The organism is Mobilicoccus sp., from assembly GCF_032060985.1.
In the GTDB taxonomy this organism is placed as follows: domain Bacteria; phylum Actinomycetota; class Actinomycetes; order Actinomycetales; family Dermatophilaceae; genus Mobilicoccus.
On record NZ_DAMBGD010000010.1, the window covers coordinates 39,065 to 65,707 of the forward strand.

The 26,643-nt window shown below is 73.2% G+C and carries 23 protein-coding genes; 17 read left to right on the forward strand and 6 right to left on the reverse strand.

The window, feature by feature from the left end; translation table 11 throughout:
• Nucleotides 1-425: 425 nt before the first annotated feature.
• Nucleotides 426-1,988, forward strand: coding sequence for a hypothetical protein (locus RT054_RS09410; protein ID WP_313023277.1), 1,563 nt, complete (start codon nt 426-428; stop codon nt 1,986-1,988).
• Nucleotides 1,989-2,021: 33 nt separating this feature from the next.
• Here the strand turns inward: RT054_RS09410 and RT054_RS09415 are convergent, their stop codons facing one another.
• The 5 genes from RT054_RS09415 to RT054_RS09435 form a co-directional block, all read right to left on the reverse strand.
• A complete protein-coding gene (locus RT054_RS09415; protein ID WP_313023278.1) occupies nt 2,022-3,437 on the reverse strand; it encodes an MFS transporter in 1,416 nt (471 codons plus the stop codon).
• A gap of 324 nt (nt 3,438-3,761) precedes the next feature.
• On the reverse strand, nt 3,762-4,691 hold the full coding sequence (locus tag RT054_RS09420; protein WP_313023280.1) for a hypothetical protein: 930 nt from the start codon (nt 4,689-4,691) through the stop codon (nt 3,762-3,764).
• Between the two features lie 101 nt (nt 4,692-4,792).
• On the reverse strand, nt 4,793-5,485 hold the full coding sequence (gene msrA / locus RT054_RS09425) for a peptide-methionine (S)-S-oxide reductase MsrA (protein ID WP_313023282.1): 693 nt from the start codon (nt 5,483-5,485) through the stop codon (nt 4,793-4,795).
• On the reverse strand, nt 5,485-5,979 hold the full coding sequence (gene greA, locus RT054_RS09430; RefSeq protein WP_312719273.1) for a transcription elongation factor GreA: 495 nt from the start codon (nt 5,977-5,979) through the stop codon (nt 5,485-5,487). The genes msrA and greA overlap by 1 nt, the downstream gene beginning before the upstream one ends.
• A 314-nt stretch (nt 5,980-6,293) precedes the next feature.
• On the reverse strand, nt 6,294-6,671 hold the full coding sequence (locus RT054_RS09435) for a DUF4307 domain-containing protein (RefSeq protein ID WP_312719275.1): 378 nt from the start codon (nt 6,669-6,671) through the stop codon (nt 6,294-6,296).
• A 261-nt stretch (nt 6,672-6,932) separates the two neighbouring features.
• On the opposite strand from RT054_RS09435, the gene mca reads away from it, so the two are divergent.
• From mca to RT054_RS09465, 6 genes are all read left to right on the forward strand, one after another.
• A complete protein-coding gene (gene mca, locus RT054_RS09440) occupies nt 6,933-7,904 on the forward strand; it encodes a mycothiol conjugate amidase Mca (protein ID WP_313023283.1) in 972 nt (323 codons plus the stop codon).
• Nucleotides 7,904-8,275, forward strand: coding sequence for a hypothetical protein (locus tag RT054_RS09445; RefSeq protein ID WP_312719278.1), 372 nt, complete (start codon nt 7,904-7,906; stop codon nt 8,273-8,275). The genes mca and RT054_RS09445 overlap by 1 nt, the downstream gene beginning before the upstream one ends.
• Before the next feature lie 126 nt (nt 8,276-8,401).
• Nucleotides 8,402-9,163: an isoprenyl transferase gene (locus RT054_RS09450; protein ID WP_313023284.1), complete on the forward strand. Its 762-nt coding sequence runs from the start codon at nt 8,402-8,404 to the stop codon at nt 9,161-9,163.
• A gap of 359 nt (nt 9,164-9,522) precedes the next feature.
• Nucleotides 9,523-11,232 (forward strand): polyprenol phosphomannose-dependent alpha 1,6 mannosyltransferase MptB, encoded by a 1,710-nt coding sequence (gene mptB, locus RT054_RS09455; protein ID WP_313023285.1) that lies wholly within the window; start codon nt 9,523-9,525, stop codon nt 11,230-11,232.
• A 251-nt stretch (nt 11,233-11,483) separates the two neighbouring features.
• Nucleotides 11,484-12,785: a PhoH family protein gene (locus RT054_RS09460; RefSeq protein ID WP_313023286.1), complete on the forward strand. Its 1,302-nt coding sequence runs from the start codon at nt 11,484-11,486 to the stop codon at nt 12,783-12,785.
• A 313-nt stretch (nt 12,786-13,098) separates the two neighbouring features.
• The gene (locus RT054_RS09465) at nt 13,099-13,797 is read left to right on the forward strand and encodes a hypothetical protein (RefSeq protein ID WP_313023287.1); all 699 of its coding nucleotides are present in this window, start codon (nt 13,099-13,101) and stop codon (nt 13,795-13,797) included.
• A gap of 229 nt (nt 13,798-14,026) precedes the next feature.
• Here the strand turns inward: RT054_RS09465 and coaA are convergent, their stop codons facing one another.
• Nucleotides 14,027-14,980 carry a type I pantothenate kinase gene (gene coaA, locus RT054_RS09470; protein WP_313023288.1) on the reverse strand — a complete coding sequence of 318 codons (954 nt, stop codon included), beginning with the start codon at nt 14,978-14,980 and terminating at the stop codon, nt 14,027-14,029.
• A 128-nt stretch (nt 14,981-15,108) separates the two neighbouring features.
• Here coaA and glmS point away from each other — a divergent pair, with 128 nt between their 5' ends.
• From glmS to RT054_RS09520, 10 genes are all read left to right on the forward strand, one after another.
• Nucleotides 15,109-16,968, forward strand: coding sequence for a glutamine--fructose-6-phosphate transaminase (isomerizing) (gene glmS / locus RT054_RS09475; RefSeq protein WP_313023289.1), 1,860 nt, complete (start codon nt 15,109-15,111; stop codon nt 16,966-16,968).
• A gap of 178 nt (nt 16,969-17,146) precedes the next feature.
• Nucleotides 17,147-17,530 (forward strand): holo-ACP synthase, encoded by a 384-nt coding sequence (locus RT054_RS09480; protein ID WP_313023291.1) that lies wholly within the window; start codon nt 17,147-17,149, stop codon nt 17,528-17,530.
• A 111-nt stretch (nt 17,531-17,641) separates the two neighbouring features.
• On the forward strand, nt 17,642-19,189 hold the full coding sequence (locus tag RT054_RS09485; RefSeq protein WP_313023292.1) for an NAD(P)H-hydrate dehydratase: 1,548 nt from the start codon (nt 17,642-17,644) through the stop codon (nt 19,187-19,189).
• Nucleotides 19,190-19,292: 103 nt separating this feature from the next.
• Entirely contained in the window at nt 19,293-20,513 is a 1,221-nt protein-coding gene (locus RT054_RS09490) for an alpha/beta hydrolase (protein WP_313023294.1), read from the forward strand.
• A gap of 64 nt (nt 20,514-20,577) precedes the next feature.
• On the forward strand, nt 20,578-21,171 hold the full coding sequence (gene tsaE, locus RT054_RS09495) for a tRNA (adenosine(37)-N6)-threonylcarbamoyltransferase complex ATPase subunit type 1 TsaE (protein WP_313023295.1): 594 nt from the start codon (nt 20,578-20,580) through the stop codon (nt 21,169-21,171).
• 131 nt (nt 21,172-21,302) lie between these two features.
• A complete protein-coding gene (gene tsaB / locus RT054_RS09500) occupies nt 21,303-21,986 on the forward strand; it encodes a tRNA (adenosine(37)-N6)-threonylcarbamoyltransferase complex dimerization subunit type 1 TsaB (protein ID WP_313023296.1) in 684 nt (227 codons plus the stop codon).
• Entirely contained in the window at nt 21,983-22,579 is a 597-nt protein-coding gene (locus RT054_RS09505; protein WP_313023298.1) for a GNAT family N-acetyltransferase, read from the forward strand. The genes tsaB and RT054_RS09505 overlap by 4 nt, the downstream gene beginning before the upstream one ends.
• The gene (gene tsaD, locus RT054_RS09510) at nt 22,576-23,649 is read left to right on the forward strand and encodes a tRNA (adenosine(37)-N6)-threonylcarbamoyltransferase complex transferase subunit TsaD (RefSeq protein WP_312719295.1); all 1,074 of its coding nucleotides are present in this window, start codon (nt 22,576-22,578) and stop codon (nt 23,647-23,649) included. Before RT054_RS09505 ends, tsaD begins: the two co-directional genes overlap by 4 nt.
• 136 nt (nt 23,650-23,785) lie before the next feature.
• Nucleotides 23,786-25,717: a glycoside hydrolase family 3 N-terminal domain-containing protein gene (locus RT054_RS09515; protein ID WP_313023300.1), complete on the forward strand. Its 1,932-nt coding sequence runs from the start codon at nt 23,786-23,788 to the stop codon at nt 25,715-25,717.
• Nucleotides 25,710-26,516, forward strand: a complete 807-nt coding sequence (locus RT054_RS09520) for a hypothetical protein (RefSeq protein ID WP_313023303.1) — start codon at nt 25,710-25,712, stop codon at nt 26,514-26,516. Before RT054_RS09515 ends, RT054_RS09520 begins: the two co-directional genes overlap by 8 nt.
• The last annotated feature ends 127 nt before the right edge of the window (nt 26,517-26,643 follow it).

The window sequence follows — 26,643 nt, forward strand, 5'->3', positions numbered from 1 at the left end:
GACCACTCGAGCCGTCGGGGGCCACCGGCCCACCGGAACGGACTCGTGGGGCCGGCGGCCCGCCTGAGCCGGACGTCGATTCCCCGACGGCGCGGGAGGTGACAGGCTCACCCACCACGCCGGGGGGCGACGTCGACGTCACGACGCCGACGAGGCGCCCGGGCCCCGCCCCTGCACGGCCGGTGCCGGACGCGGTGAAGGACGTCGACGACCCGGCGGTTCCCGCCCCGGCGCCGACCGACCCCACCGCTCCGGTGGCGCCTGCCGCCGCCGCCACCGCCCGGACCCATCTGTCCGTGCGGTGGGCGGACGGATCGCCGGTGTCCGTCGGCGGGCGATTGGGCGGCTACGTGACCGCGGACCGGACACTGTTGCGCCCGGCCGTCGAGGCGCTCGACGAGGTGGCCCGTTCGATCGTCGGAGCCGTGACCGACGCACAGGCCCGGGGGACGACCCCGGCCGGAGACGTCGGTCGTCCCCTCCTCGTCGGGGACTCCGCCTGGACGATTCGCCTGGCCGAGGGCCTGACCGGCGCGGACATCGCCTGGGACACCCCCGTCGTCGGAGAGTCGGCGGGCAGCCCGCGGACTCCCGCCGGGGCCGAGGTCGAGGGATCCGGACCCGGCGGCGCGCCCGTCGACGGCACGGCGGTGACCGACGGGGCGGCCAGGCCGGGGTCCGGCGGCGCCCCCGTGTCGACGCTGGATGCGCTGGAGGCGCAGACCGCGGCGACCGCCGCCGTCCTGGCGCGGCGCGCCGGTCTCGCCGGAGCGTTCGACGCGGCCGTCACGACCGCCTCGGCGCGGCTCGGGCGACACGTCTCGGAGGCCCTCGGTGCGATCGGCGAGGTGTCGACCTCGGCCCTCGTGTCGGCGTTGCACCAGGCGAACGCGGCGATGGCGTCGGCGGGAACGGCGGCGCACCAGGCGGTCGCCTCCGGCGTCCCGGTGCTCGTGGGGTCGAGCGATCCGACCGTCGCGACGGCATCGGGTGCCATCCCGCTGACGGGAACGGGCGCAGGACGCATCTCCGAGACGCTCACCGTCGACGTGCGCGCGGTCGCCGCATCAGCCCGCGCGGCGAGCGGGCTCGGTGAGCCGGGACCCGGTACGGCCGCGGTCGGGTTCGGGGCCGCGGGCGCGCCGGTCGAGGAAACCGACGGCGTGACCGTCGGGTCCGCGGGCGTGGTCGGGCCACGGGGCGGGAGCCGCGGCGAGGTGGGGACGGCGACGGTCGCCACCGTGTCGGGAGTCGAGATCGTCACCGCGGGAAGGGTGCTCGCCGGGGTTCGGCCGGGAATCGACGTCGCCGTGGCGGGCACGGGCTCGGCGACGCTCGCGATCACCCCCGACCCGGGCCCGGCGCTCGGGCGCGTCCAGGCGCTGGTCGACGCCGGCGACAAGGTCGCCGCGGCGGTCGGCGGGGATCTCGGCACGGCGCCGAGCGCCCCTGCGGCCAAGGGCGGCTTCGCGTCGGCATGGTCGGCGATGACGGCGGCCGCCACCTCGTTCGCGTCGTCCTTCGACGGGCAGCGCACGCGCGACGCGTCGGCGGGAGAGTCGGTCGCCGGGGTCCTCGGCGCCGTCGCGGTGCCGCTCGCCTCGGCCGTGGGGGAGGCGTTCGTCGATGCCGACGGTCGACCCCTCATCCCGGGGACGTCGGTGCAGCGCGGTCGCGTCGCCCTCGACCGCGAGGCGTTCGCCCGCGAGTACGTCAAGGACGCCGTCGGCGTCGAGACCGTGATCGCCTCGGTCGCGCGATCGGTGTCGGCGACGTCGGACGCGGCCTCGGACCCCCGCGTGGGGGTGCTCGCGGTCCGTCTTCAGGCCGAGCTGGCGCCGCAGGGCGAGTACACGATCGACAAGTCCGGCGGGGAGCATCGCCTCGACGCCCGCCGCGTCGAACTCGACAGGCGCGCAGGCGCGTTGCAGTCGCTGCTCGAGCATCTCGAAGACCAGTCGACCTGGCTCAGCGGGCACACCTCCTGACCCCCGGCCACCTCACCCGCCCGCCCGATGACGTCATCGTGGGCTTGGTGGGTGAGGGGCAGCGGGCGTGCGTGAGGAGGTGCGCGCAGGCTCCTTACCGAGGCGCAGCGACCGGAGCAGCAGCACGACCGCGACGGCCTGCGAGGCCGCGACGAGACCGATGAGGAGCGGGACGGAGCGGTCGAGGAGGAACCCCGCCGCCGTGCCACCCACGAGCGCGAAGACCCCTTGCACGGCGGCGAAGACGCCGTACGCGGTGGCGAGGGAGGACGAGGGCACGAGGTCGGCGACCAGGGCCTTGATCGTCGAGTCCTGGACGCCCGTCGCAGCGCCCCACACCGCGACCCCCGTGAGGGCGAGCGCCGGGGCGGCCCCGAAGACGAGCGGGGGGACCACGGCCACGGCGACGGGCACGGCGAGCAACGTCTCCGGTCCGTAGACGTCGAAGCACCGCCCGGCGAGGAGGGCGGCGACGGCCTCGACGGCCATCGCCCCCGCGTAGACCAGCGGGATCGTGGCCGTGGGCAGTCCGAGATCGCGGGTGAGGTGCACGGAGATCACGGCGAAGGTCACGAGTCCCGCCGTCGTCGTCCCCGCCGCGAGGGCGTAGGTGAGAAACGCGGGTGGGAGGTCGGTGCCGAGTCGCGTGCGCCACCGGGCCCGCGAGCGTGCCATCGGCCCGGTCGACGAGACCGGCGGGACCGGCGCCGTCGACCCGGTCGGTGAGGCGGCCTCGGACGGCGACCCCGAGGACGCGGCGTCGACGTTCGCGGCCGCGACGGGTGCCGCGGGGGACCCGCTCGGTCGTGGTGACGGGTCGGCCGGCGCACCGTCGCCACCGGCGGGGGCCCGCAGTGCGCGGCGCAGGAGGAGGAGGACGGCCATCGCGGCTGCGCCGGGCACGGCGAGCCAGGCGAATCCGAGCCAGGTCGACGACGTCAGGGCGACGACCCCGGCGACGAGCAGCGGTCCGGAGAAGGCCCCGATCTGGTCCAGCGCCTTGTGGACGCCGAATCCGGTCCCGCGCCCGAGAGAGCGGGCGGCGGTCGCGAGCAGCGCGGATTTCGACGGCGAGCGGACCGCCTTGCCGGCGCGCTCGAGGAGGATCATTGCCGCGCCGAACACCAGGCCGGCCGCCCCCAACCGCGGCGACACCGCGAGCAGCGGGACGCACACGGCGGTGAGTCCGTACCCGGCGATCGTGAACGCCCAGTGGGCGCCGCGCCGATCGGCCGTCGGACCGGCGACGAGCCGCAGGACGAGGGCCATCGCCTCGCCGGCTCCGGTGACGAGTCCGACGACGGTCGCGGTGGCGCCCAGCGCGAGGAGCGCCGGGCCGTACAGGGATCGGGCGCCTTCGTACACCATGTCGGCGAACAGGCTGACGACCCCGAACGTGAGGACGACGTGCCAGGCCGTGTGCCTGGTCACGGCGGGTGGGGTGGTCACGGTGGGACCCTAACCCCGCCCGCGGAGGGACCTCGCTGCCGTGACGCGCCGCCGCCGTGGCAGGGACCCCGCCGGACGCGATTCCGGTGATCGTGCGTGCCGCGTGCTGCAGACCGGCCGACCCCCGCCATGACCGGGACACCACCGTGACGTGAACCCCCCGTGGCAGGAACACCCCTCACCGCTGGAGACCGTCTGGGTACGGCGGTGGAGGCGCGCGGAGGTCAGTCGGCCTCGCCCCTGCGTGCTGCCGCATCGGGCAGGCGGGCAGGCGCCTGCGTGGTCGGGCGGGTCGGGCGTGTGCGGAAGGCCGGCGGGACCGCGTCAGCCGGCGTCGAGGAAGGCGGCGAGTCGACCGGTCGGCGTGATCTGGACGCGCCCGTCCTCGCCGGGGGCGGTGAGGGCGTCGATACGTCCGTCCTGCCAGACGTACAGCTCCGGGCTGAGCGCACCCGCCCCCTCATCGTAGGCGGTGCCGGCGAAGCGCAGCATCACCGGGAGGACGGAGCGCACGGCCTCGGGGTCGCTGGGCACGTGGTAGACGATCTGCTGGCGGGTGGGGACGGCGAAGACGATCCCGTGGGACGGATCGACCCGGCCCTCGAGCCGTTCGACGACACGGGGCAGGTCGAGGGCGAGAGTCGCGACGTGCGAAGAGGTCGAGAAGACGACCGTCGCGACGGCGGCGTCCTGCCCGAATGTCTGCGACTCCAGCTCGACTCCCTCGACGAGAGCGAGCGTCGCGCGCTGGGCGGCCTCGACGGCCTCGGCCGACGGGATCACGCCGGCGAGAACCGATTCCGGCACGGGCAGGATCGATTCGGTCGTCTCGAGGACGAGGTGTCGCACGAGCCCGGGGGCGATGGTCTCGCAGGCCGCCGGCTGCTCGGGCATACCACGCACGTAGGACTCCTCCGCGAGGCGGACTCGCAGCGCGGCGCGGAGCTGCTCGCGGTCCATGTCCTCCGGGGCGACGGGCTCCACGGCCGTGACCAGCTCGCGGATGTGTTCCTCGACGATCCCGGGCCATTCGTTGCGCTCGCGCGCGGCACCGCAGATCGTCGCCACGTTCCACAGACCGATGCTGCCGCCGTCGACGGTGTGGACGTCACCCCCGTCGACGTGCGCCTCGATCCCGAGATCGTCGAGCGCGGCCAGGGTGAGTCGGCGCACCTCGTCGGCCTCCGCGACGGTCATGAACGTGAGAGCCGGGTCCATCGACTCCTGGCGGGGGCGGCGCGAGAACAATCCCATGAGGGCATCCTGCCAACCGACTCCCGACGTCACTCGGGCAGGCCGCCCCGGGGTCGCGCCGTCGCCACCGTCGGTCGGCCCCCAGGGGGCCGGCGTCACCGTCAGGCGCGCGGGGGCTCGACGTCGGTCTGGGCCGGGACGTTGACCAGACCCACCGGACAGCTGTAGCCGTTGGGTCCGTGGTTGCAGTACCCGCCCGGATTCGCGTCGAGATACTGCTGGTGGTAGGCCTCGGCGTAGTAGAACGGGCCGGCCTCGTCGGCGGGGCGGATCTCGGTGGAGATCGTGCCGTGGCCCGCGGCGGTGAGGACGTCCTGGAACGCGTCGCGGGCCGCGAGAGCGACCTCGAACTGCTCCGGCGTGGTGGTGTAAATCGCCGACCGGTACTGCGTGCCGACGTCGTTGCCCTGACGGTTGGGCGTCGTGGGGTCGTGGTTCTCGAACAGGGTCGCCACGAGCCGGTCGGCCCCGATGCGCTCGGGGTCGTAGGCGACGAGCACGGCCTCGGTGTGGCCGGTGCGCCCGGTGCAGGTCTCCTCGTACGTCGGGTTGGGCGTGTAGCCACCCATGTACCCGGCCGCCGTGGACACGACGCCCTCCAGCCGCCAGAAGATGCGCTCGATCCCCCAGAAGCAGCCGCCGGCGACGTACAACACCTCGACGCCGTCGCCGAACGGCGGCTTCAGCGGGGCATCCAGCACCCGATGGCGCGCAGGCACCCCCGCCATGGGGGTGGCGCGGCCGGGGAGCGCCTCCTGCGGGCTCACCATCGTGGGCGTCTGACGGAAGAACATCAGGCCTCGTACGGCTTGGCGTTCGTGATCTTGACGGTGATGGTCTTGCCGTTGGGGGCCGTGTAGGACGCCTCGTCGCCGACCTTCTTGCCGTTGATCGCCTCGCCGAGCGGGGACTTGTCGGAGTACACGTCGATGTCGTCGTCGTCGCCCCGGATCTCGCGGTTGCCGAGCAGGAACGTCAGGTCGTCGCCGAACATGTCGACGGTGACGACCATGCCGGGCTCGACGACACCGTCGTCGGGCGGGGTCTCGCCCACGGTGGCCGTCCGCAGCAGCTGCGTGAGCTGGCGGATGCGGGCCTCCATCTTGCCCTGCTCCTCCTTGGCGGCGTGGTAGCCGCCGTTCTCGCGGAGGTCGCCCTCGTCGCGGGCCGCCTCGATGCGCTTGCTGATCTCGCTGCGCCCCTCGGTGGAGAGGTGCTGGAGTTCGGCCTCGAGGCGGTCGTACGCCTCCTGCGTGAGGTAGCTGGCCTGCGCGGTGGTGTCGGACACGTCACTGCTCCTTGGTCGTGGGGGATCCCCCGTGGCGCACACGGATTCGTGATCCGCGGCGAATGCCGCGAACGGGGGGAGTCCCCGGGTAGATCGAACGGCCCGCCGCGGGGCGGGCCGTGGATAAGTCCTCCATCATACGGGCAGGGCGGTGACCGCGACGATTCGATGGGTCACACGAGGGCGGGATGACCAGGCTGTCGGGAGGGGTGGTCCCGGTGCGCCGACGTCCGGTGGTGGGGGGCCCTCACCTCCGTGCGGGGATGGTCAGGCCGCACGTCCCTGGTCGGCGTGGCGCCCGCGCGGGCCCGACGTCACTGCGTCCGGCACTGCGTGACCTCGCCGGCCACCGCGCGTGCCGAGGTGCGGACCTCGACGTGGCGCACGAGGCGAGGCTCGCCGCCGGGTTCGACGACGTCCTCGACGCGCCCGACGATCGCGTGGCTCAGCTCGCGGGCCTCGACGGCGCAGACCACGGTGCGGTCGACGGGGCGAGAGAGCTGGTAGATGACGACGATGTGGCGATCGTCGCGGACGTCGTAGCCGAGATTTCCCCACAGCGGTTTGCCGACGCTCGCCGCGAGCCCGAACCAGATCGCCAGCCCGATCCCCACGAGGATGCCGACCGGTCCCACCACCCACATCGCGCGCTGGGAGCGGGGAAGGGCACGGTAGCGAGCGAGGACGGACACGCCGCCAGGGTACGTGGTCAGCCGGGCCCGGGTGCCGGGTCCCGGAGAGGACCGGGCGCACCCGCGGCGCCGTCCTGGAACCGGGATCGCAGCCGAGGATGTCGCCAGGTGGCTGTCAGGGCAGCCTCGTCGCCGCATCCTCGCCTTCATCCTCGTCGGCGCGAGGCGGGTGCGGGATCGGGCGGTCGGTGGGCGGTGCCACAATGGCGGGCGTACTCCACGGCGCGCAGAGCGTCCCCTGCCATTCCTCCGAGGAACCCCGTGACCGAATCCTTCCGGCTGCTGGCCGTCCACGCCCACCCCGACGACGAGTCGAGCAAAGGTGCCGCGACGATGGCGCACTACCGCTCCCAGGGCGTGCGTGTGCACGTGGTCTCGTGCACCGGGGGAGAGCGCGGCGACGTCCTCAACCCCAAGCTCGCCCACGACCCCGACGTGCTGCGTGACCTTCCCGGCTTCCGTCGCCACGAGATGGAGAAGGCGGCCGGGATCCTCGACATCGAGCACACGTGGCTCGGGTTCGTCGACTCGGGGCTGCCCCAGGGCGACCCCCCCCCGCCGCTGCCCGCGGGGTGCTTCGCGCTGGAGCCGATCGACGTGACGACGGAGGCGCTCGTCCGCGTGATCCGGGAGTTCCGTCCGCACGTCGTGACGACGTACGACGAGAAGGGCGGCTACCCGCACCCGGACCACATCATGACCCACGTGGTCTCGGTCGCCGCGTTCCGCGCGGCGGGGGACGCGGACGCCTACCCGCATGCCGGCGCACCCTGGCAGCCTCTGAAGCTCTACTACAACCAGACGATCGCGGTCGACCGCATCCGTGCCTTTCACACCACGCTGACCGAGCGAGGCCTCGAGTCCCCGTTCGCCGAGTGGATCGAACGGTTCGCCGACCGCCCGTCCCGCACGGTGACGACCCGGGTGCAGGTCGCGGATCACTTCGAGACCCGCAACGAGGCGCTGCGGGCGCACGCCACGCAGATCGACCCCGACTCCTGGTGGTTCGGCGTCCCGGTCGAGACCGAGCGTGAGGTCTGGCCCACGGAGGACTTCGAACTCGCCGCCTCCTACGTCCCCTACGAGGCGGTGGAGGACGACCTCTTTGCCGGATTGGGAACGGTCGAGCAGGCCGACGCGTTGGAACGCGAGGCGGTCGCCGGCTCGGCGTCGCTGGTCCTCGACGACATCACCGTCGACGAGGAGATCCTCGCAACCCTGAAGGGGGAGTGATGGGCGGAGCCAACCAGACGATCTCTGCCGGTCTCGGTGGATTCTTCGCGCTGTTCCTCCTTGCGCTCGTCCTGTGGCTGCTCATGCGCAACATGAGCGGTCGCCTGCGCAACGTGCGCTTCGAGGAGGAGGTCGAGGACGAGCGTCGCGTCGCGGAAGCGGGCGAGGACGTCTCGGTGCGTCCCTCACGGCGCCAGATCTTCCTGCCGGTCGACCCCGACTACCGACCCACGTTCGCCGAGGAGGGGCCACGCTCGGCCTACGGCCCCGCCACGTGGCGGGACGCGGAGACGGGCGAACTCGTCCACGAGGACGCTCCCGGTGCGGACGCCCCCGACTCGCCTGCGCCGCACGAGGATCCGCGGCCCTGATCCATCGGGCGACCACGCTCGCGAGTCGTCGCCCCGTTCGGGTCGAGCACGGTCGCGACCCAGACCGCACGCATCCAGGAGCGTTACCGTTGTGGCGGTGTCCCCCTGCCTGACTGGAGCCGCGTTGTGGACGTGAGTGACCTGCTCTACGGGGCGTACGAGCGCAAACTCGTCGCCCAGCTCCCCCCGGAGCGCCTTCCGCGGCACGTCGCGGTGATGCTCGACGGCAACCGTCGCTGGGCGAGGGAGAAGGGCGCGGCGATGGCCGACGGTCATCGCGCCGGGGCCGACAACATCATCCCGTTCCTCGAGTGGAGCGAGGAGGTCGGCATCGAGATCGTCACCCTGTGGATGCTCTCGACCGACAACCTCAAGCGCGCTCCCGAGGAGCTCGCGCCGTTGCTGCAGATCATCGCCGACGTCGTCCGCGAGGTCGCGGAGATACGTCGTTGGCGGGTCAACCCCGTGGGGGCCCTGGACCTGCTCCCCGAGTCCACGCGCGCCGAGCTGCGGGCCGCCGCCGAGGCCACGGCCGACGTCGAGGGCATGGTCGTCAACGTCGCGGTCTCCTACGGCGGGCGTCAGGAGATCGCCGACGCCGTCCGCGCCCTGCTCCAGGAGGCCGCGGCGCAGGGCCGCACGCTCCAGGACGTCATCGACACCATCGACACCGAGACCATCGCCGACCACCTCTACACCCGCGGGCAGCCCGATCCCGACCTCGTCATCCGCACGTCCGGGGAGCAGCGCATCGGCGGGTTCCTCCTCTGGCAGAGCACTCACAGTGAGTTCTACTTCTGCGAGGCCTACTGGCCCGACTTCCGCCGCGTCGACTTCCTTCGTGCGCTGCGCGCCTTCGCCGACCGCGAGCGCCGGTTCGGCTCCTGAGATCGCCGACGGAGCCGACCCCCCGGACCGGTACCCGCCACGTCGGAGGGCGCATGGTCGCGGGTCGCGGGTCGCAGGCCTGCGCCGGCCGGGGGAATGGCCCTTCGTCCGGGGGCGTTGCCGGATGACGGGGCATGTCGCCCTGGGATCACCGCCGGTCCGCGCCCGCTCCCAGCAGACGCTCAGACGAGCCTGACAAGCTCGAAGGGGTGTGCCGCGGCGTGTCGGGCCGCCCGGCTCTTGGCATTTTCCGGGACAATCGTCCTGGAGGACGGGCGCGCCCAGACTCGTCGCCGGTCACGCAGGGTGACTGCCGGCCGGCGAGCACACGAAACCACGTCGACGGGCAAGGGGAACCGATGACGACCGCGCACGACGGGCACGACGCAGGAGTGCTGGCGAGCTCCTCGTCGACCGCGCCGACCTCGTCGACCCACCCACCCGCCTCGACCCGCTCCACCCGAGCCCTCGTCGCCGAGGCCGTCCGGCGCGCGCGCGTCGACCTCGCCGAGGCCTGGGCCGCGCCGCTCGTGCGTCAGGGCTTCGTCGCGATGGTCCTCATCGCGCTGGGGGCGTTCTCCCCGGCGTTCGTCGCCGAGGACGCCCCGCTCTACCAGCAGCCGTTCTTCGCTCACCTGCTCAGCGAGCCGGCGCGGTTCGCGGCCACGGCCATCCTCCTCGTCGGGTTGCTCCGGCTCTTCGACGTGTGGCTCCGGCTGCGCCCCACGCCCGGTCGTCCGACGGCGCCCGTCGCCGCCTGGGCCTGGTGGAGCCTGCCGATCGCCTGCGTCCCTCCGTTGTTCAGCCGCGACGCCTACAGCTACGCGGCGCAGGGCCTCGTCGTCAGTCGGGGCATGGATCCCTACCGCACCGGCCCGATCGCCGTGCCCGGCCCGTTCGCCGACCAGGTCGACCCCATCTGGCTCTACACGCCGGCCCCCTACGGTCCGCTCGCGTTGCAGGTCCAGCGCCTGGTCGTCGACCTCACCGGTGGTGATGCGCTCCTGTCCGCGATCGCGATGCGCGTTCCCGCGCTCCTCGCGGTCGGCGTGATCGCCTACGCCCTGCCCCGGCTCGCCGAGCGCATGGGTGTCTCGCGCGACCAGGCCGTGTGGCTCGGCGTCCTCAACCCGCTCGTGCTCATGCACCTCGTCGGCGGCATGCACAACGACGCCGTGATGATCGCCCTCGTCGTCGTCGGTCTGCTGCTCGCCTCGGACGGCCGCTGGGTCGCCGGTTCGATCGCCGTGGCGGCCGGCGCCGGGTTCAAGCAGACCGCCGTGCTCGCGCTCGTCGGCGTCGCCGGGCTGGCCTACCGCCACGCCAGAGGTCTGCGAGGCGAGGCGCCGCTCCTCTCCCGCGTCGATCAGTGGTCCTACGTGCGTCAGGCCGCCAAGGTCGGGCTCGTCGCCTTCGCGGCGTTCACCGGGCTGACCGTGCTCACCGGCATGGGCTGGGGCTGGATCGCCAACCTCGGCGTCCCGGGGTCGATCCTGTCGCTGCTCGCCCCGTTCTCGATGCTCGGTGCGGGGATCGCGGCACTGCTCGCCCAGGTCGGCGTGCCCGCGGGCTACGCCGACGGTGCCATCCAGATCTCCCAGACCGTCGGGCTCGTCGGCGTCCTCGTCGGCCTCGCCTGGATCACGTGGGTGCTCGCGCCCCGCCGCCCCGTCGCGGCCGCCGCCTGGGCGCTGCTCGTGTTCACCTTCGGCGGCCCCACCGTGTACCCCTGGTACGTGCTCTGGGGGCTCATCCTCCTCGGCGCGACGTCCACGCACCGACGCGTCGTGCAGGTGATGTGCGTCGTCGTCGGGTGGCTCATCGCGTACTCGATGCTCGACCTCTCGGTCGTCAACGGCGCCGGGATGCTCGGCATCGCCGCGGTCGCGTGGGGGGCCGTCAACCTCCTGCGTCGCCGCGGTGAGCTGGGCACGCCGATGCCGCCGGTCATCGCCGGTGACGCCGACTCCGGGGCGCCCGACGAGCACGAGTCGGACCAGGCGGACGATGGCGCCGACGCCGCACGGGCGCGCGTCGGGGTCGTCTCGCGGTTCCTCGTCCGGATCTGAGATCCCTCCCGTCGCCCATCCCCGCACCCTCACGCCCTGTGCGGCCGCCTCGACGCGACCGTGCGGAGTCGCCGCGACACCGCTGCGGTGACGCACGCCGTGACGCCTCGGTGAACTCCCGACGGACACGCCCCCGCCGCGGTGAACTCTGATCGACCGGCGCGGCGTGGCGGAGGCGCTCACGGCGCCCCGGTCGTACCGTCGGTGGAAGCAGGCGGCAGCCGGCCGCCCCGACCCCGGGAGTGGCACTCGTGAGCGATACACGCCGGACGTACGTGCTCGACACCTCCGTGCTCCTCTCCGACCCGGGGGCGCTGCATCGTTACGGCGGACACGACATCGTCCTGCCGGTCATCGTCATCACGGAACTCGAGGCCAAGCGGCACCACCCCGAACTCGGCCACTTCGCGCGGCAGGTCCTGCGCTCGCTCGACGACGTGCGCGTCCGCCACGGCCGCCTCGACGTCCCCGTCCCCATCGGCAACGACGGTGGCACCGTCCACGTCGAGCTCAACCACGTCGACCACGGGGCGCTGCCGCCGGTGTTCCGCCTGGGCGACAACGACACCCGCATCCTGTCGGTGGCCAAGAACCTCGCCGACGAGGGCCGCGACGTCACCGTCGTGAGCAAGGACCTCCCGATGCGCATCAAGGCGAGCGCGATGGGGTTGCACGCCGAGGAGTCCCGCCCCGAGGTGGGGCCGTTCGACCAGGGGTGGACCGGGCTCGCCGAGCTCGACGTGAGCACGGAGCAGATGGACGAGCTCTTCGACAGCGGCCGCACCACGCACGAGGGGGCGGCCGCCCTGCCGTGTCACACGGGTCTCGTGCTCCACTCGCCGCGTGGATCGGGGCTCGGACGGGTCGGCGTCGACGGGGGGATCCGTCTCGTGCGCGGGGATCGCGAGGCGTTCGGCGTCCGCGGCCGCAGCGCCGAACAGCGCATCGCCCTCGACCTGCTCCTCGATCCCGACATCGGCATCGTCAGCCTGGGTGGGCGTGCGGGCACCGGCAAGAGCGCCCTCGCGATGTGCGCCGGGCTCGAGACCGTCCTCGAACGACGCCAGCACCGCAAGGTCGTCATCTTCCGTCCCCTGTACGCCGTCGGCGGTCAGGACCTCGGCTATCTTCCCGGCACGGAGGCCGAGAAGATGGGGCCCTGGGGGCAGGCGGTGTTCGACACCCTGGGCGCGCTGGTGGCGAACGAGGTCGTCGAGGAGATCGTCGACCGCGGCATCCTCGAGGTCCTGCCGCTCACCCACATTCGTGGTCGCTCGTTGCACGACGCGTTCGTCATCGTCGACGAGGCGCAGTCGCTCGAGCGCAATGTGCTCCTCACCGTGCTCTCGCGTATCGGTCAGAACTCCCGCGTCGTCCTCACCCATGACGTCGCCCAGCGCGACAACCTCCGCGTCGGGCGATACGACGGGGTCGCCGCCGTCATCGAGGTGCTCAAGGGCAACCCGCTGTTCGCCCATGTGACGCTCACGCGCAGCGAGCGCAGCCCCATCGCCGCCCTCGTCACCGAACTCCTCGAGGGCTCCGGGGTCTGACGCAGGGCCACGGGATGCCTCTCCCGAAGGGCGGACATCGGGGACTCGGTCGTGGCCGGCCCCGCACGGCACCCCTCGAGACCCGCCGACGGACGGTCGCGAGGTATCGGTGATGTCGATGAGTGTCAAGACGACTCGCCACGCCGCGCGCGGATCGTGGTGATCGATTTGGCCGAGGGTCAGCGTTATGCCATCGTTAGGTCACGAAATCGTCAAGAAGCGGTGTCCTGCTGGCATCGGAACGGACTGAATCGTGCCCCCTCTTTCTCGCCGCGCCGCGACCCCTGTCGCCGCGCTCATCGCCGCTGCGACCATGACCGCTGGCGTCGCCATCCCCTCGTCCGCGACCTCGCCGCAGGACCACGTGTCGAGCGCCGCCTCGGGTGTCGCCCTCGTGAGGGCCGGTGAGCCGCACCTCGTGTCGTTCACCTCGAGCGCCTCCGCACCCGTGCTCGCCGGTGTGTCCCTCTCGGCGTTCGCCGCCGCCCCGGAGGTCGTCGCCGACGCCAAGGCCAAGCACGCCGCCGAGGTCAAGGCCGCCAAGGCGGCGAAGGCCAAGGCCGAGAAGGCGAAGGCGGACAAGGCCAAGGCCGCGAAGGTCAAGGCCGCGAAGGCCGCCAAGGCCAAGCGGGCGGCGAAGGCGAAGGCCGAGAAGAGCGCCGACGCCCGCAGCACGAACGCCCGCGCCTCGCGCGGTCACGCGCGCACGTCGGGCTCCCCGCGCGAGATCGGCCGCTCCCTCGCCTCGGCGCGCGGCTGGGGTGGTCGGCAGTTCGCCTGCCTCGACAAGCTGTGGAACAAGGAGTCGAACTGGGTGCCGACGGCGGACAACCCCACCTCGAGTGCCTATGGCATCCCCCAGGCCCTGCCGGGCCGCAAGATGGCCTCCGCCGGCGCCGACTGGCGCACCAACCCCGCGACGCAGATCCGCTGGGGTCTCGACTACATCGCCGACGTCTACGGCAGCCCTTGTGCCGCGTGGTCCCACTCCCAGCGCGTGAACTGGTACTGAGCAGATCAGTGCCGCGAGCCTGTTCGGGCGTGAGCTCGGACCGATGACGGCTCAGGACGACGAGGACACCCACGACGACGCGGCCCGGCGGGATCATCCCGCCGGGCCGCGTCGTCGTGTCTGGGATGGGCCGCGTGGCCCTCACCACGTCGCCCGCCCGTGGACGGTCCCGGCGTGAGTCCGCACGCCACCGCCTCGTGAGCCGTCGCCCCGGATGGACGTCGCTCCCTCACAGCTTGCGCAATCGCACGTGGTGGACGGCGTGGTCGGGGCCCTTGGTGAGGACGAGGGTGGCGCGGCCGAGGGTGGTCTCGACGTTCGCGCGGAGGTTGGGCTCGTTGATCGTGCGCCAGATGGTCATGGCGGTCTCGCGGGCCTGCTCGTCCGAGAGGGACGCGTAGCGGTGGAAGTAGGAGTCGGGGTCGGTGAACGCCGTCTGCCGGAGGCGGAGGAACCGTTCGACGTACCAGGTGCGGATGAGGGGAAGCGGGGCGTCGACGTAGACGGAGAAGTCGAAGAAGTCACTGAGGGCGAGGCTGAGCCGGCCGTCGGCGCGCACCCGCGGAGGTTGGAGGACGTTGAGCCCCTCGACGATGAGCACGTCGGGGCGGTGCACGACCGTCTCCTCGCCCGGCAGGATGTCGTAGGTGAGGTGGCTGTAGACGGGGGCGCGGACCTCGTCGGCGCCGCCCTTGACGTCGGCGACGAAGCGGAGCAGGGCGCGTTGGTCGTAGGACTCCGGAAACCCCTTGCGGTGGAGGATCCCGCGGCGTTCGAGTTCGGCGTTGGAGTAGAGGAACCCGTCGGTCGTCACGAGTTCGACGCGGGGGGTGTGCGGCCACCGGGCGAGGAGTTCGCGCAGGATACGTGCCGTCGTCGACTTGCCCACCGCGACCGAGCCGGCGATGCCGATGACGAACGGCGTGCGGTCGGGGCGCTCCCCGAGGAAGCCCGAGGTGAGGCGGTGCAGGTGTGAGGCGCCCTCGACGTAGTAACTGAGGAGCCGCGACATCGGCAGGTAGACCTCTTCGATCTCGGCGAGGTCGAGACGCTCACCGACGCCGCGGAGGCGGGTGAGGTCGTCGTCGTCGAGGCTGAGGGGGTGGGCCTTGCGCAGCCGCGCCCAGTCCTCGCGATCGAGGTGGACGTACGGCGTGGTGTGTACGCGCGACGATGAGGACACCGCGCCATTGTTCCCCACGGCCGTGCGGGGTTCGGGGCGAGGGCGGGGCGGGTCGGGACGAGTGTCACCCGAATCGATGAATTCCCACGTCGAAGGGGTGGTCGGCCAGGTCGAGTAGCCTGGATCTCATGTGCGGAATCGTGGGATACGTGGGTCCGGAGTGCAGCGAGCGTGCTCTCGACGTCATCGTGGAGGGGCTCGCTCGCCTGGAGTACCGGGGGTATGACTCGGCGGGGGTCGCGCTCGTCGCGGACGGTGAGATCGCCTGGCGCAAGAAGGCCGGAAAGCTCGCCAACCTGAGAGCCGAGATCGCCGAACACCCGGAGCCGTTCTCGACCACCGGCATCGGTCACACGCGGTGGGCCACCCACGGCGGCCCGACCGACGAGAACGCCCACCCCCATCTCGGCGGCGCGGACGACAAGGTCGCCCTCATCCACAACGGCATCGTCGAGAACTTCCACGTCCTCAAGCAGGAGCTGCTCGCCGAGGGCGTCACGTTCCGCTCGGAGACCGACACCGAGGTCGCCGCGCAGCTCCTCGCGCGCGCCTACGCCGAGGTCGGAGACCTCACCGAGGCGATGCGCATCGTCGTCAACCGGCTCGAGGGCGCGTTCACCCTCCTCGCGGTCCACGCCGACCTGCCGGGCACGGTCGTCGCCGCGCGGCGCAACTCCCCCCTCGTCATCGGCCTGGGCGAGGGCGAGAACTTCCTCGGCTCCGACGTCGCCGCGTTCATCGGCCACACCAAGCAGGCGATGGAGGTCGACCAGGACCAGATCGTCACGATCACCAAGGACGCCGTCGAGGTCATCGGCTTCGACGGCACCCCCGCACAGGGCAAGCGTTTCGAGGTCACGTGGGACGCCGCGCAGGCCGAGAAGGGCGGCCACAGCTCCTTCATGGTCAAGGAGATCCTCGAGCAGCCCGCGGCGATCAGCGACACGTTGCTCGGCCGCACCGACTCCACCGGCGCCCTCGTCCTCGACGAGATGCGCATCGACGCCGAGCGCCTCGCGGCGGTCGACAAGATCGTCATCGTCGCCTGCGGCACGGCGTTCTACTCCGGCCTCACCGCCAAGTACGGCATCGAGCACTGGACCCGCATCCCGTGCGCCGTCGAACTCGCCCACGAGTTCCGGTACTGCGACCCGGTCGTCGACGAGAAGACCCTCGTGGTCTCGATCAGCCAGTCCGGCGAGACGATGGACACGCTCATGGCCGTCAAGCACGCCCGCGAGCTCGGCGCCCTCACGATCTCGATCTGCAACACCCACGGCGCGACGATCCCCCGCGAGTCCGACGCGGCGCTCTACACCCACGCCGGTCCCGAGATCGCCGTCGCCTCCACCAAGGCGTTCACCGCGCAGATCACCGCCTGCTACGTCCTCGGCCTCTACCTCGCGCAGCTGAGGGGCGGCCCGCACGCGCAGGAGGCCCAGGAGGTCATGCGCGAACTGCACGAGGTCCCGGCCAAGGTCGAGACCCTCCTGCAGCAGATGGACCGCGTGCGCGAGATCGCCCGGTTCATGGCCGACACCCGCTCGGTGCTGTTCCTCGGGCGCCACGTCGGGTACCCGATCGCGCTCGAGGGCGCGCTCAAGCTCAAGGAGATCGCCTACATCCACGCCGAGGGGTTCGCCGCCGGCGAGCTCAAGCACGGCCCGATCGCGCTCATCGAACCCGGCCAGCCGGTGTTCATCGTCGTGCCGTCGCCGTCCACGCCCTACCACCTGCACGACAAGGTCGTCTCCAACATCCAGGAGATCCGCGCCCGCGGCGCGCGCACCCTCGTCATCACGGAGGAGGGCGACGAGGCGGTGCTCCCGTTCGCGGACGAGGTCATCAGCGTGCCCGCCACGAGCACGTTGCTCGCGCCGCTGCTCACGATCGTCCCGTTGCAGGTCTTCGCGGCCGAGCTCGCCGCCGCCAAGGGCCTCGACGTCGACCAGCCCCGCAACCTCGCCAAGTCCGTCACGGTGGAGTGACCGAGATCGCGACCGCCCGTGCGACCCGGCGGGTGGTGGGGTGTGGGGGCGCGGCGGTGTTCCCGACGTCGTCGTCGACCCAGGGGCCGGGGGCGCGGTCGGGTGTGTCCACCGGGGCGCGGGTGTGGTCGCCGGTGCGTTCGCAGCGGCAGGTGCGGACGAGGACCGAGGTGCGGTCGTGATCGTCGGCCTGGGGATCGACGTCGTCGACGTCGCGAGGTTCGCCCGCACGTTGGAACGGACGCCGTCGTTGCGGGAGCGCCTGTTCACCGAGGCGGAGCGGGACCTCTCCGTCGAGTCGCTCGCCGGGCGGTTCGCGGTCAAGGAGGCCCTCGCCAAGGCCCTCGGCGCTCCGGGGGACCTCAGGTGGACCGACGCCGAGGTGCAGCGCGGGGAGCATGGGGCCCCTCGCCTGCTCGTGCGCGGTAGTGTCGCAGCGTGCGCGGCCCGTCGCGGCGCGGCCGAGTTCCTCGTGTCGATCTCCCATGACGGGGGCATCGCGACGGCGGTCGTCCTCGCGCAGGGCGGGCCGGGCGCGACGACCTCGCACGAGGCGCCCTGAGCCGGGAGCCGCACGACGACCCGATGACATCGAGGCACCCAGACGTCCTCCGGGGGACGTCCCGACCCGAACGGGCGGCGCGTGCGCCGCATCGACCGACGAGGAGCATCCGTGATCGCAGCGTGGAGCGTCGAGGACGTCAGGGCCGCCGAGGAGGCGGCGATGGCGAACCTGCCCGACGGCGAGTTGATGCAGCGGGCCGCGAAGGGCCTGGCCAAGGTCCTCGCGGTGCGCGTCGAGGACATCCCGGGGGCGCGGGTCGTCGGGTTCGTCGGCTCCGGTGGCAACGGCGGCGACACCCTGTTCGCGCTCGCACGCCTCGCCCGCACGGACGCCCGCCGGGAGTTGCTCGCCGGGGTGGCGGCGGTGCTCGTCTCCGATCGAGGTGCTCACGAGGCCGGCCTCGACGCCGCCCGGGCGGCGGGAGTGGACGTCGTCGACTGCGCGGGGCGCGACGGGGAGGACCCGAGTGAGGCCCTGGACGTCGCCTGCGACCTCGTCGCCCAGGCCGACGTGCTCGTCGACGGCATCACGGGCATCGGCGGGACGCTCGGGTGGAGCGGCTCGACCGCGGACCGGTGCCGCACGCTGATCGACTGCACCGACGACGACGCCTACGTCGTCGCGGTCGACCTGCCGAGCGGCGCCGACCCCGCCGGCCTCGTCCTGGACTCCGAGGGCGTGTGGGCGGACGAGACCGTGACGTTCGGGTGTGCCAAGCCGGTCCACCTCCTCGGCACCGCCGCACGGTGTGGGCTGCTCACCCTCGTCGACATCGGTCTGGAGATGGTGACGACCCCCGTCGCCGTGCGCCTCGACCACGACGACGTCGCCGACCTGTGGCCGTTGCCCGGGCCGGACGACGACAAGTACTCCCGCGGCGTGCTCGGCGTCGTCGCCGGTGGCGAGAACTACACGGGCGCGGCCCTTCTCGCCGTCACCGCGGCGGTGTGTGCCGGGGCCGGGATGGTGCGCTACCTCGGCCCGCCGACCCCGTCCTCGCTCGTGCGGGCCGCCGTGCCCGAGGCCGTGCACGGCGTGGGCCGCGTCCAGGCGTGGACGGTGGGCCCCGGTCTCGACCCCGAGCCGGGCGATGAGGCCCCCGACGGCGACGTCCGCCAGGTGACGACGGCCCGGGAGGCGCTCGACTCCGGCGAACCGTGCGTCGTCGACGCCGGGGCGCTGGAGCTGCTCGACGGGCCGCGGCCCCGGGCCGGCGCCCGCACCCTGCTCACGCCGCACGCGGGCGAGCTCGCGCGGCTCCTTTCGCGGATCGAGGGCGACGAGGTCACCCGCGAGGAGGTGCAGGCCGACCCCGTCGGGCACGCCCGCCGCGCCGCGAACGCCGTCCATGCGACCGTGCTCCTCAAGGGGTCGACGACCTACGTCGTCCCGCCGCAGGTCAGCGGCCTGCCGGTGCGGGTCGTCGCCGACGCGCCCGCATGGCTGTCGACCGCGGGATCGGGGGACGTGCTCGCCGGGCTCACCGGGACGCTGCTCGCGGCGGGTCTGGACCCGTACGACGCGGGCAGCGTCGCCGCGACGGTGCACGGGTTGGCCGGGCACGAGGCCAACCCGGGCGGACCGGTGCGCGCCCTCGATGTGGCGCACGTCCTGCCCCGCACGATCGCCGCCCTGCTGCGCCGTGCCGCTTCGTGAGAGAAGCTGAGAGAATAACTCTCCGGTAACGTCCACGAGCGACCGATGCGGAGGGCGAACGATACGCGGACCGGAGGTCTCGGCCCGCAGGAGGAGGTCTGCGATGCCGCCACGGGGCGTGCCCGAGCTGGGCAACAACGCATGGGACGGAGGCGACTGGGTCTCCCGGTCGGCCGTCGGCGTGGGGCTGGGGATGGCCGCCGCGGGGATCACCGCCGCCGCCGGGCTGGCCGCCGACCGCCTGAGCCGCGACCGGCGCACCGCCGTCGCGCTCGATGCGAACCTCGGCGAACGCCGTTTCAAGGAGACCCCCGACACCGAGCTGACCGTCCGGGCCACCGACGGGGTCGAGCTCCACGTCGAGATCGACGAACCCCGCGAGGGCAGCGGGGCGGGGCGGCCGACCGTCCTCCTCTCGCACGGCTACTGCCTCAACCTCACCTCCTGGGTGTTCCAGCGGCGGGCGCTGCGCGCGGCCGGGTACCGGGTCGTGCTCTGGGACCAACGCGGCCACGGCAGGTCCGGCATGGGGGAGAAGGAGTCCATCTCGATCGACCAGCTCGGCCAGGACCTCTACCGGGTCATCGAGGCGGTCGTGCCCACCGGCCCGATCGTCCTCGTCGGGCACTCGATGGGCGGCATGTCGATGATGGCGCTCGCCCTGGAGTACGAGGAGTTCGTGCGCTCCCGTGTCGTGGGCGCCGCGTTCGTCGCCACGAGCCCCGGTGACCTCTCCGGTGTGTCCTACGGGTTCGGCCCCCTCGGCGGAAAGCTCATCCGACGCCTCACCCCCCTGACGTCGTCGCTGCTCGCGCCGCGGCAGAAGCTCGTCGACACGGGCCTGCGCCAGACACGCGACCTCGTCGACTTCGTCGTCAACCACCTGAGCTTCGGCTCGCCGGTGCCGCTCTCGGTCGCGCAACTCGCGACCGACATGATCTTCGGGACCCGCATGGAGGTCATCGCCGCGTTCTTCCCCGTGTTCGACGAGCACGACAAGCGCGATGCCCTGCGGGCGTTCGACGGGGTCGAGACGCTCGTCATCAGCGGCACCGCCGACCGCCTCACGCCCCCCGAACACAGTGAGTCGATCGTGCGGTTCATCCCGGGCGCCGAGCACATCCTCGTCCTCGACGCGGGGCACCTCATCATGCTCGAACACCCCGACGTCGTGAACGAGCACCTGCTCGACCTGCTCGTCCGCGCCGGCCGCGTCCACTCCGGGCCTGCGCCGCGACGGGTGCGCCAGGAGGTCAGCGACGTCGCCGCCCGTCGGGCCGCCCGCCGGGCCCGACGCAGGGAGCGCCGTGACGCTACCGCCTGACGTGCCCGGCGCCGCCTCGTCGCCGGCCGGTTCGCCCCCCGGTCCCCCCTCCGACACACCGACGGTGAGGAGCCGGGAGCTCCTCGCGACCGACCTGCCCACCGCCGAGTCCACCCGCGACGTCGGGCGGTTCCTCGGCGGTGTCCTGCAGGCCGGGGACGTCGTCGTGCTCGTCGGCGAGCTCGGGGCCGGCAAGACGACCCTCACGCAGGGCCTCGCCGACGGGCTCGGCGTCCGGGGGCCGATCACCTCGCCGACGTTCGTGCTCTCCCGGGTCCACCCCTCCACGGTCGGCGGCCCGGCGCTCGTCCACGTCGACGCCTACCGCCTCGGCGATGCCGCCGAGCTGGAGGACATCGACCTCGATGCGACCGTCGCCGACTCCGTCACCGTCGTGGAGTGGGGGAGCGGCATGGCCGAACAGCTCTCCGACTCCCTGCTCGTCGTCGAACTCGTCCGCCGCACCGGTGCCGACGCCCTGCACGAGGCCGTGGAGGACACCGTGGACGTCGGCCCGCCGGAGCCCTCGACGGGCGAGATCGCCTCGGCGGTGCAGGACGCCGAGGACGACGTGCTCGCCGAGGACCACGACGACCCCCGTGCGATCCGCGTCATCGGTGTCGGCCCCCGCTGGCAGGACGTGCCGCCGCTCGGCTGAACGCGCCGCCGAAGGTTGGCTCGAGCGGGACCGGGGCGGCCACGGGAAGCCACCCCCCCTGCGCGCCCTGCGAGCGCCCACCGGAGCCCGGGCGCGTCTGGGTTGTCGGTGGGCTGGCCTACCCTGATCGGGTGCTGCTGCTCGCCCTCGACACCTCCACCTCCGCCGTCTCCGTCGCCCTCTGGGACGAGCGGGGACAACTCGCGTCCTCGCACGTCGTGGATCCGCAGGCCCACGGCGAGATCCTCGCGCCGGGCATCCGTGAGGTGTTCGCGACGGCCGGTCGGCGTCCTGCAGAGCTCACCCATGTCGTCACGGGGGTGGGGCCGGGGCCGTTCACCGGGCTGCGGGTCGGCATCGTCACCGCGCGCACGCTCGCCCACGTGGTCGGGCTCACCGCGGCGGGGCTGAGCGGGCTCGACGCCCTCGCCCACCGCGCGTGGACCTCCGGTGTCCGCGAGCGCATCCTCGTCGCCACCGACGCGCGCCGCAAGGAGGTCTACTGGGGCGTCTACGACCTCGACGCCGAGGGCATCCACGCCCACGACGATCCGCAGGTCGGACCGGCCGCCGAGCTGCCCGCAGACGTCCGCGCTCTCCCCAACGTCGGGCGTGGGGGCCTGCTCTACGCCGACGCCCTGCCCACCCGGGTCGTCGTGTGCGAGGACGCGCTCGACGTCGACGCCGCCGACCTCGCCGACCTCGCGCGCCGCCGCCTTGCTGCGGGACACGAGCTCCTGCCCGCCGAGCCGCTCTACCTGCGTCGTCCGGATGCGGTGCCGTCGGCGACCGTCAAGTCGGTGCTGCGGCGATGACCGCCGTTCGCACCCCGTCGCTCGACGTGCCGCCGCTGGTCTCCCCGCGTCTCGTCGAGGAGTTCGCGGCCCGCGGAGCGCGCCTGCGGGAGATGGCGTGGACCGACATCCCGGCCCTCGCGGCACTGGAACGGGAGGCGTTCGCCGACGACGCGTGGAGCGAGCAGTCCTGGTGGGCCGAGCTCGCCGGCCGACCACGGCGCGAGTACCTCGTGCTCGTGGGCGGCGCGCAGGCGCGCCCGTCCTCGCAGGGGCGTGCCCTCGACGCCGTCGCGAGCGTGGGCGTGGGGGGCGAGACGATCCTCGGGTATGCCGGGCTCGACCATTCCGGTGACACCGCCGACGTCATGACGATCACGATCGCGCCCGAAGGGCGGCGGCGCGGCCTCGGGCGACTGCTGCTCGACGTCCTCGTCGAGCGAACCCGCGCCCGCGGCGAGCACCACCTCCTGCTCGAGGTCCGGGCCGACAACGCGCCCGCCCTCGCCCTCTACGCCGCCGCCGGGTTCACCACGCTGACCACCCGGCGCCGCTACTACCCCGGAGACGTCGACGCGCACGTCATGCGTCTCACCCTCGAAGGAGTGTCATGACCACCTCTCCCACGCCCACGGCCCCGCTCGTCCTCGGCATCGAGTCCTCCTGCGACGAGACCGGCGTCGCGATCGTCCGCGGGCAGGAGCTGCTCGGCAACGCGGTCGCGAGCAGCCTGGAGGAGCACGCGAGGTTCGGCGGGGTGATCCCGGAGATCGCCTCCCGAGCCCACCTCGAGGCGATGGTGCCGATGATCGACGAGGCGTGCGATCAGGCGGGGGTGTCCCTCACCGACCTCGATGCGATCGCCGTGACGAGCGGCCCGGGTCTCGCGGGGGCGCTGCTCGTCGGCGTCGCCTCCGCGAAGGCCCTCGCGTTCGCGCTCGACAAGCCGCTCTACGGCATCAACCACCTCGTCGCCCACGTCGGTGTGGACGTGCTCGAGCACGGCACCCTGCCCACCCCGATGGTCGCCCTCCTCGTTTCCGGTGGGCACACGAACCTCCTGCTCGTACGCGATATCGGCAACGACGTCGTCTCCCTCGGCCAGACCATCGACGATGCGGCCGGCGAGGCGTACGACAAGGTCGCGCGGCTTCTCGACCTGCCCTACCCCGGAGGGCCGCACATCGACCGCCTCGCGGCCGAGGGCGATCCCACCGCGATCGCCTTCCCGCGCGGGCTCACCTCCGGACGTGACATGCAGCGCCATCGCTACGACTTCTCGTTCTCGGGGCTCAAGACGGCCGTCGCCCGGTGGGTCGAGACCCGGCGCGCCGCGGGGCAGGACGTGCCCGTCGCCGACGTCGCCGCGAGTTTCCAGGAGGCCGTCGTCGACGTCCTCACCCGCAAGGCCGTGCTGGCGTGCGCGGAGCACGGCGCGACGCACCTCCTCATCGGTGGCGGGGTCGCCGCGAACAAGCGGCTGCGGGCGCTCGCCGAGGAGCGCTGTGCCGCAGCGGGAATCACGATGCGGGTACCGCGGCCGGGTCTGTGCACCGACAACGGGGCCATGGTCGCCGCGCTCGGCGCCCAGCTCGCCATGGCCGGCGCCGCCCCCTCGCCGCTGGACCTGCCCACCGATTCCTCCATGCCGATCGAACTCGTCCACGTGGCCGACGTGGCCTGAGACGGGCCCCTCCTGCTCGGGCAGACCGCCGACACCCATGGATGTGGGGGTGTGCCCACGGGGTGGCCTGCCCTACGGTGATCGGGTCGGGCCTCGAGGCCACCACCGCGCGAGGGGGACGAGGATGGGGAACGAGATGCAGGGCACGCAGGAGTGGGGGTCCACGGGCATGGACACGAACACCGGAACGAGGCGGCCCCCCGAGACCGTCCGGGTCTCGGTGCCGTCCTCGACCGTCAGCGAGGCCGGGCCGCGCGGACGGTCCCGCCCGGGAAGGGCCCTCGCGCTCGCCGCGGCCTGCACCGTCGCGCTGACCGGGTGCGCCATCCCCGCGGAGCCGGGCTCGATCGCCTCCTCGGCCCGGGCGGCCCGCGGCGCGAACCCCGACGGCACCGACCCGCAGGACGGCGTCGGCGCGACGACGGCGCGGACCGAGAACGGCGCCGCCGGCGAGAGCGGCCCGGCGGCGCGCCGGCCTGCCCGGGATGTCGCCCTCGGCAACGCCCCCCTTGCCTCCGGGACTCATGCCGTCACCGCGGGAACGCTCACCGCCGGTTCGCCGCACGCGGCGACGACCCCGTCGTGGCGCACCCAGACGCGTCGGGAGATCGGGAACATGAGTACCCGAAGGCTCGCGCAGCAGCTCGTGGTCCCCAACTTCGGGTCGGTGGAGGCGGGCTCCCGCGGGGTGGCGGCCGGGTACGGCGGTGTCATCGTCATGCGGTCCTCGCTCGCCCCCGGGACGAAGGCCGCCGCGAGCGCCAAGGCGGCCAACAAGCGGTATGCCGCAGCGATGCGTGCCAGCGGGCGGTCGTGGCCCGCGTTCATCTCGATCGACCAGGAGGGCGGCCCCGTCACCCGCATCGACGCGCCGCTCACCGAGTTCCCCGCGGCCATGGCGCTCGGTGCCGCGACGGACCCGGGCCTCGCGACGCAGGTGGGGCGTGCCTCCGGCGCGGAGCTCACCGGGCTGGGGTTCACCGTCGTCATGGCGCCGGTCGCCGACGTGACGATGCCTGCCGACCGGACGATCGCCGTCCGGTCGCCGAGCTCCGACCCTGCGCGGGTCTCGCGTGTCTCGCAGGCCTACGTGGCCGGGTACCGCAGCGCCGGGATCGTGCCCGTCGTCAAGCACTTCCCCGGCCACGGCGGCGTCACCGCCGACACCCACCACTCCACGGCGGTCCTCACCTCGTCGCGGGCGGCGTTGGAGAAGCGGGACCTGCGCCCGTTCCGCGATCTCGTCAAGGCGGGGGCGCCGGCCGTCATGACCTCCCACGTCATCGCCACCGCGTTCGACCGCAGACGGCCCGCATCGCAGTCCAGGCCCGTCACCACCGACCTGCTCCGCAGGGACATGGGTTTCTCGGGTCTCGTCGTCACCGACTCGCTCGGGATGAACGCCGCCTCCGCGGGCCTCGCCCGAGGCGAGGAGACCGTCCGTGCCTTCGAGGCCGGTGCCGACGTCGCGCTCATGCCGCCGGACCCGCAGGCCGCCGTCAGCGCGGTGGAGAAGGCCGTGCGTAGCGGACGCCTCTCGCGGGCCCGGCTCGAGCAGTCGGCGATGCGGATGGTCGTCGCGCTCCGTACCCGTGGCGGCACGGTGCGTCCGGCGGCTCCCGGGGCGAACCAGGTCGTCGCGCGGCGCGTCGCCGCGGCGTCGATCACCCAGGTCGCCGGCACGTGCGGCAGTCGACTCGTGGGTCGGGCCGTGGCGGTCAGCGGAGGCACTCCGACAGACCGTGACCGGTTCACCCGCGCGGCCAGGGCCCGGGGACTGCGCATCGGCGGAGCGGGGGCCACCCGCGTCGTGCTGCTCGGGGGAGGGGCCTACCAGGTGGGCACGGGCAAGCAGTCGGGGGCGACCACGGGATCCGGGGACGTCCTCGTCGCCCTCGACGCGCCGTACGGTCTCACCCGGGGCAGGGCCAAGGCCCGCCTCGCAACGTACGGACGCACGCCCGTGACCTTCGACGGTCTGCTCGACGTCCTCACCGGGCGCACGACGGCGAGGGGGAAGCTGCCCGTCACCGTGGGGCACTGGCGGATCGGATCCGGTTGTGGCTGATCCCCGCCTGATCGTCGCCGGGGCCGTGCTCCATCGGCGGCACCTGCTCACCTCGATCGCCGCCGCGCTGCGGGTGGCGACCGAGGAACCGGGCGATCTCGCGGGCGCCGGGGCGCTCGCCGCGCTCGCCGCCGCCGCGACGGCGGGACGGACGGGGGTCGAGGTCGTCCTCGTCGCGAACGTCGGCGACGACGGCGTCGGGCGAGGGGCGGCGCAGATGCTGGCCGCGGAGGGGGTTCGCGCCCGACTGACCGATTCGGGCGCCACGGGGGAGTATCTCGTCCTCGACCCCGGCACCGGCGAGGTCGAGGAGGTGCTCGTCCTTCCCCGCACGGGGACCGTGGATCGGGCCATGGCCCTGGAAGAACTCGCGCGTTGCCACCCCGGTGATGTGCTCCTCGCCGACGCGCCCACGCTCGTGCACTGCCCCGAGCTCGTGCGCGCCGCCTACGACGCCGACGTCCAGGTCGTCCTCGACCTGCACCCGATGCTGTCCGAGGCGCTCGCGGACGTCGCCGCCCTCGCGGACGTCGCCGTCGTCGACGCCGCCGGCGCCGGTGCCATCGCCGATGCGACCGCGTCGCCCGCCTCGCTCGCCGTCCACGCACCGTTCGGGTCGTGGTGGGACGAGCTGCGCCACGAACCGCCGGCGGACGTGCCGGCCATGATCGACTCGGACGCTCCGCACCGCTTCGCCGGGGCCCTCGCCGCCGCCCTCGCCGCGGGATACGACCGTCCAGAGGCGTTCGAACTCGCGGTCCGCGCCGCCACCTCGCGTCCGACTCCGCTCGCCACCTGAAGCCGGGCCGAGCGCCACGTCGACGACGCGAGCGCGAGCCCGTGAGCGTCGACGGTGCGGGACACCGCACCTCGCGGCACCGACGCGCTTCGCCGACCGGACCCGAAACCCCGGTCATGGCGCTCGC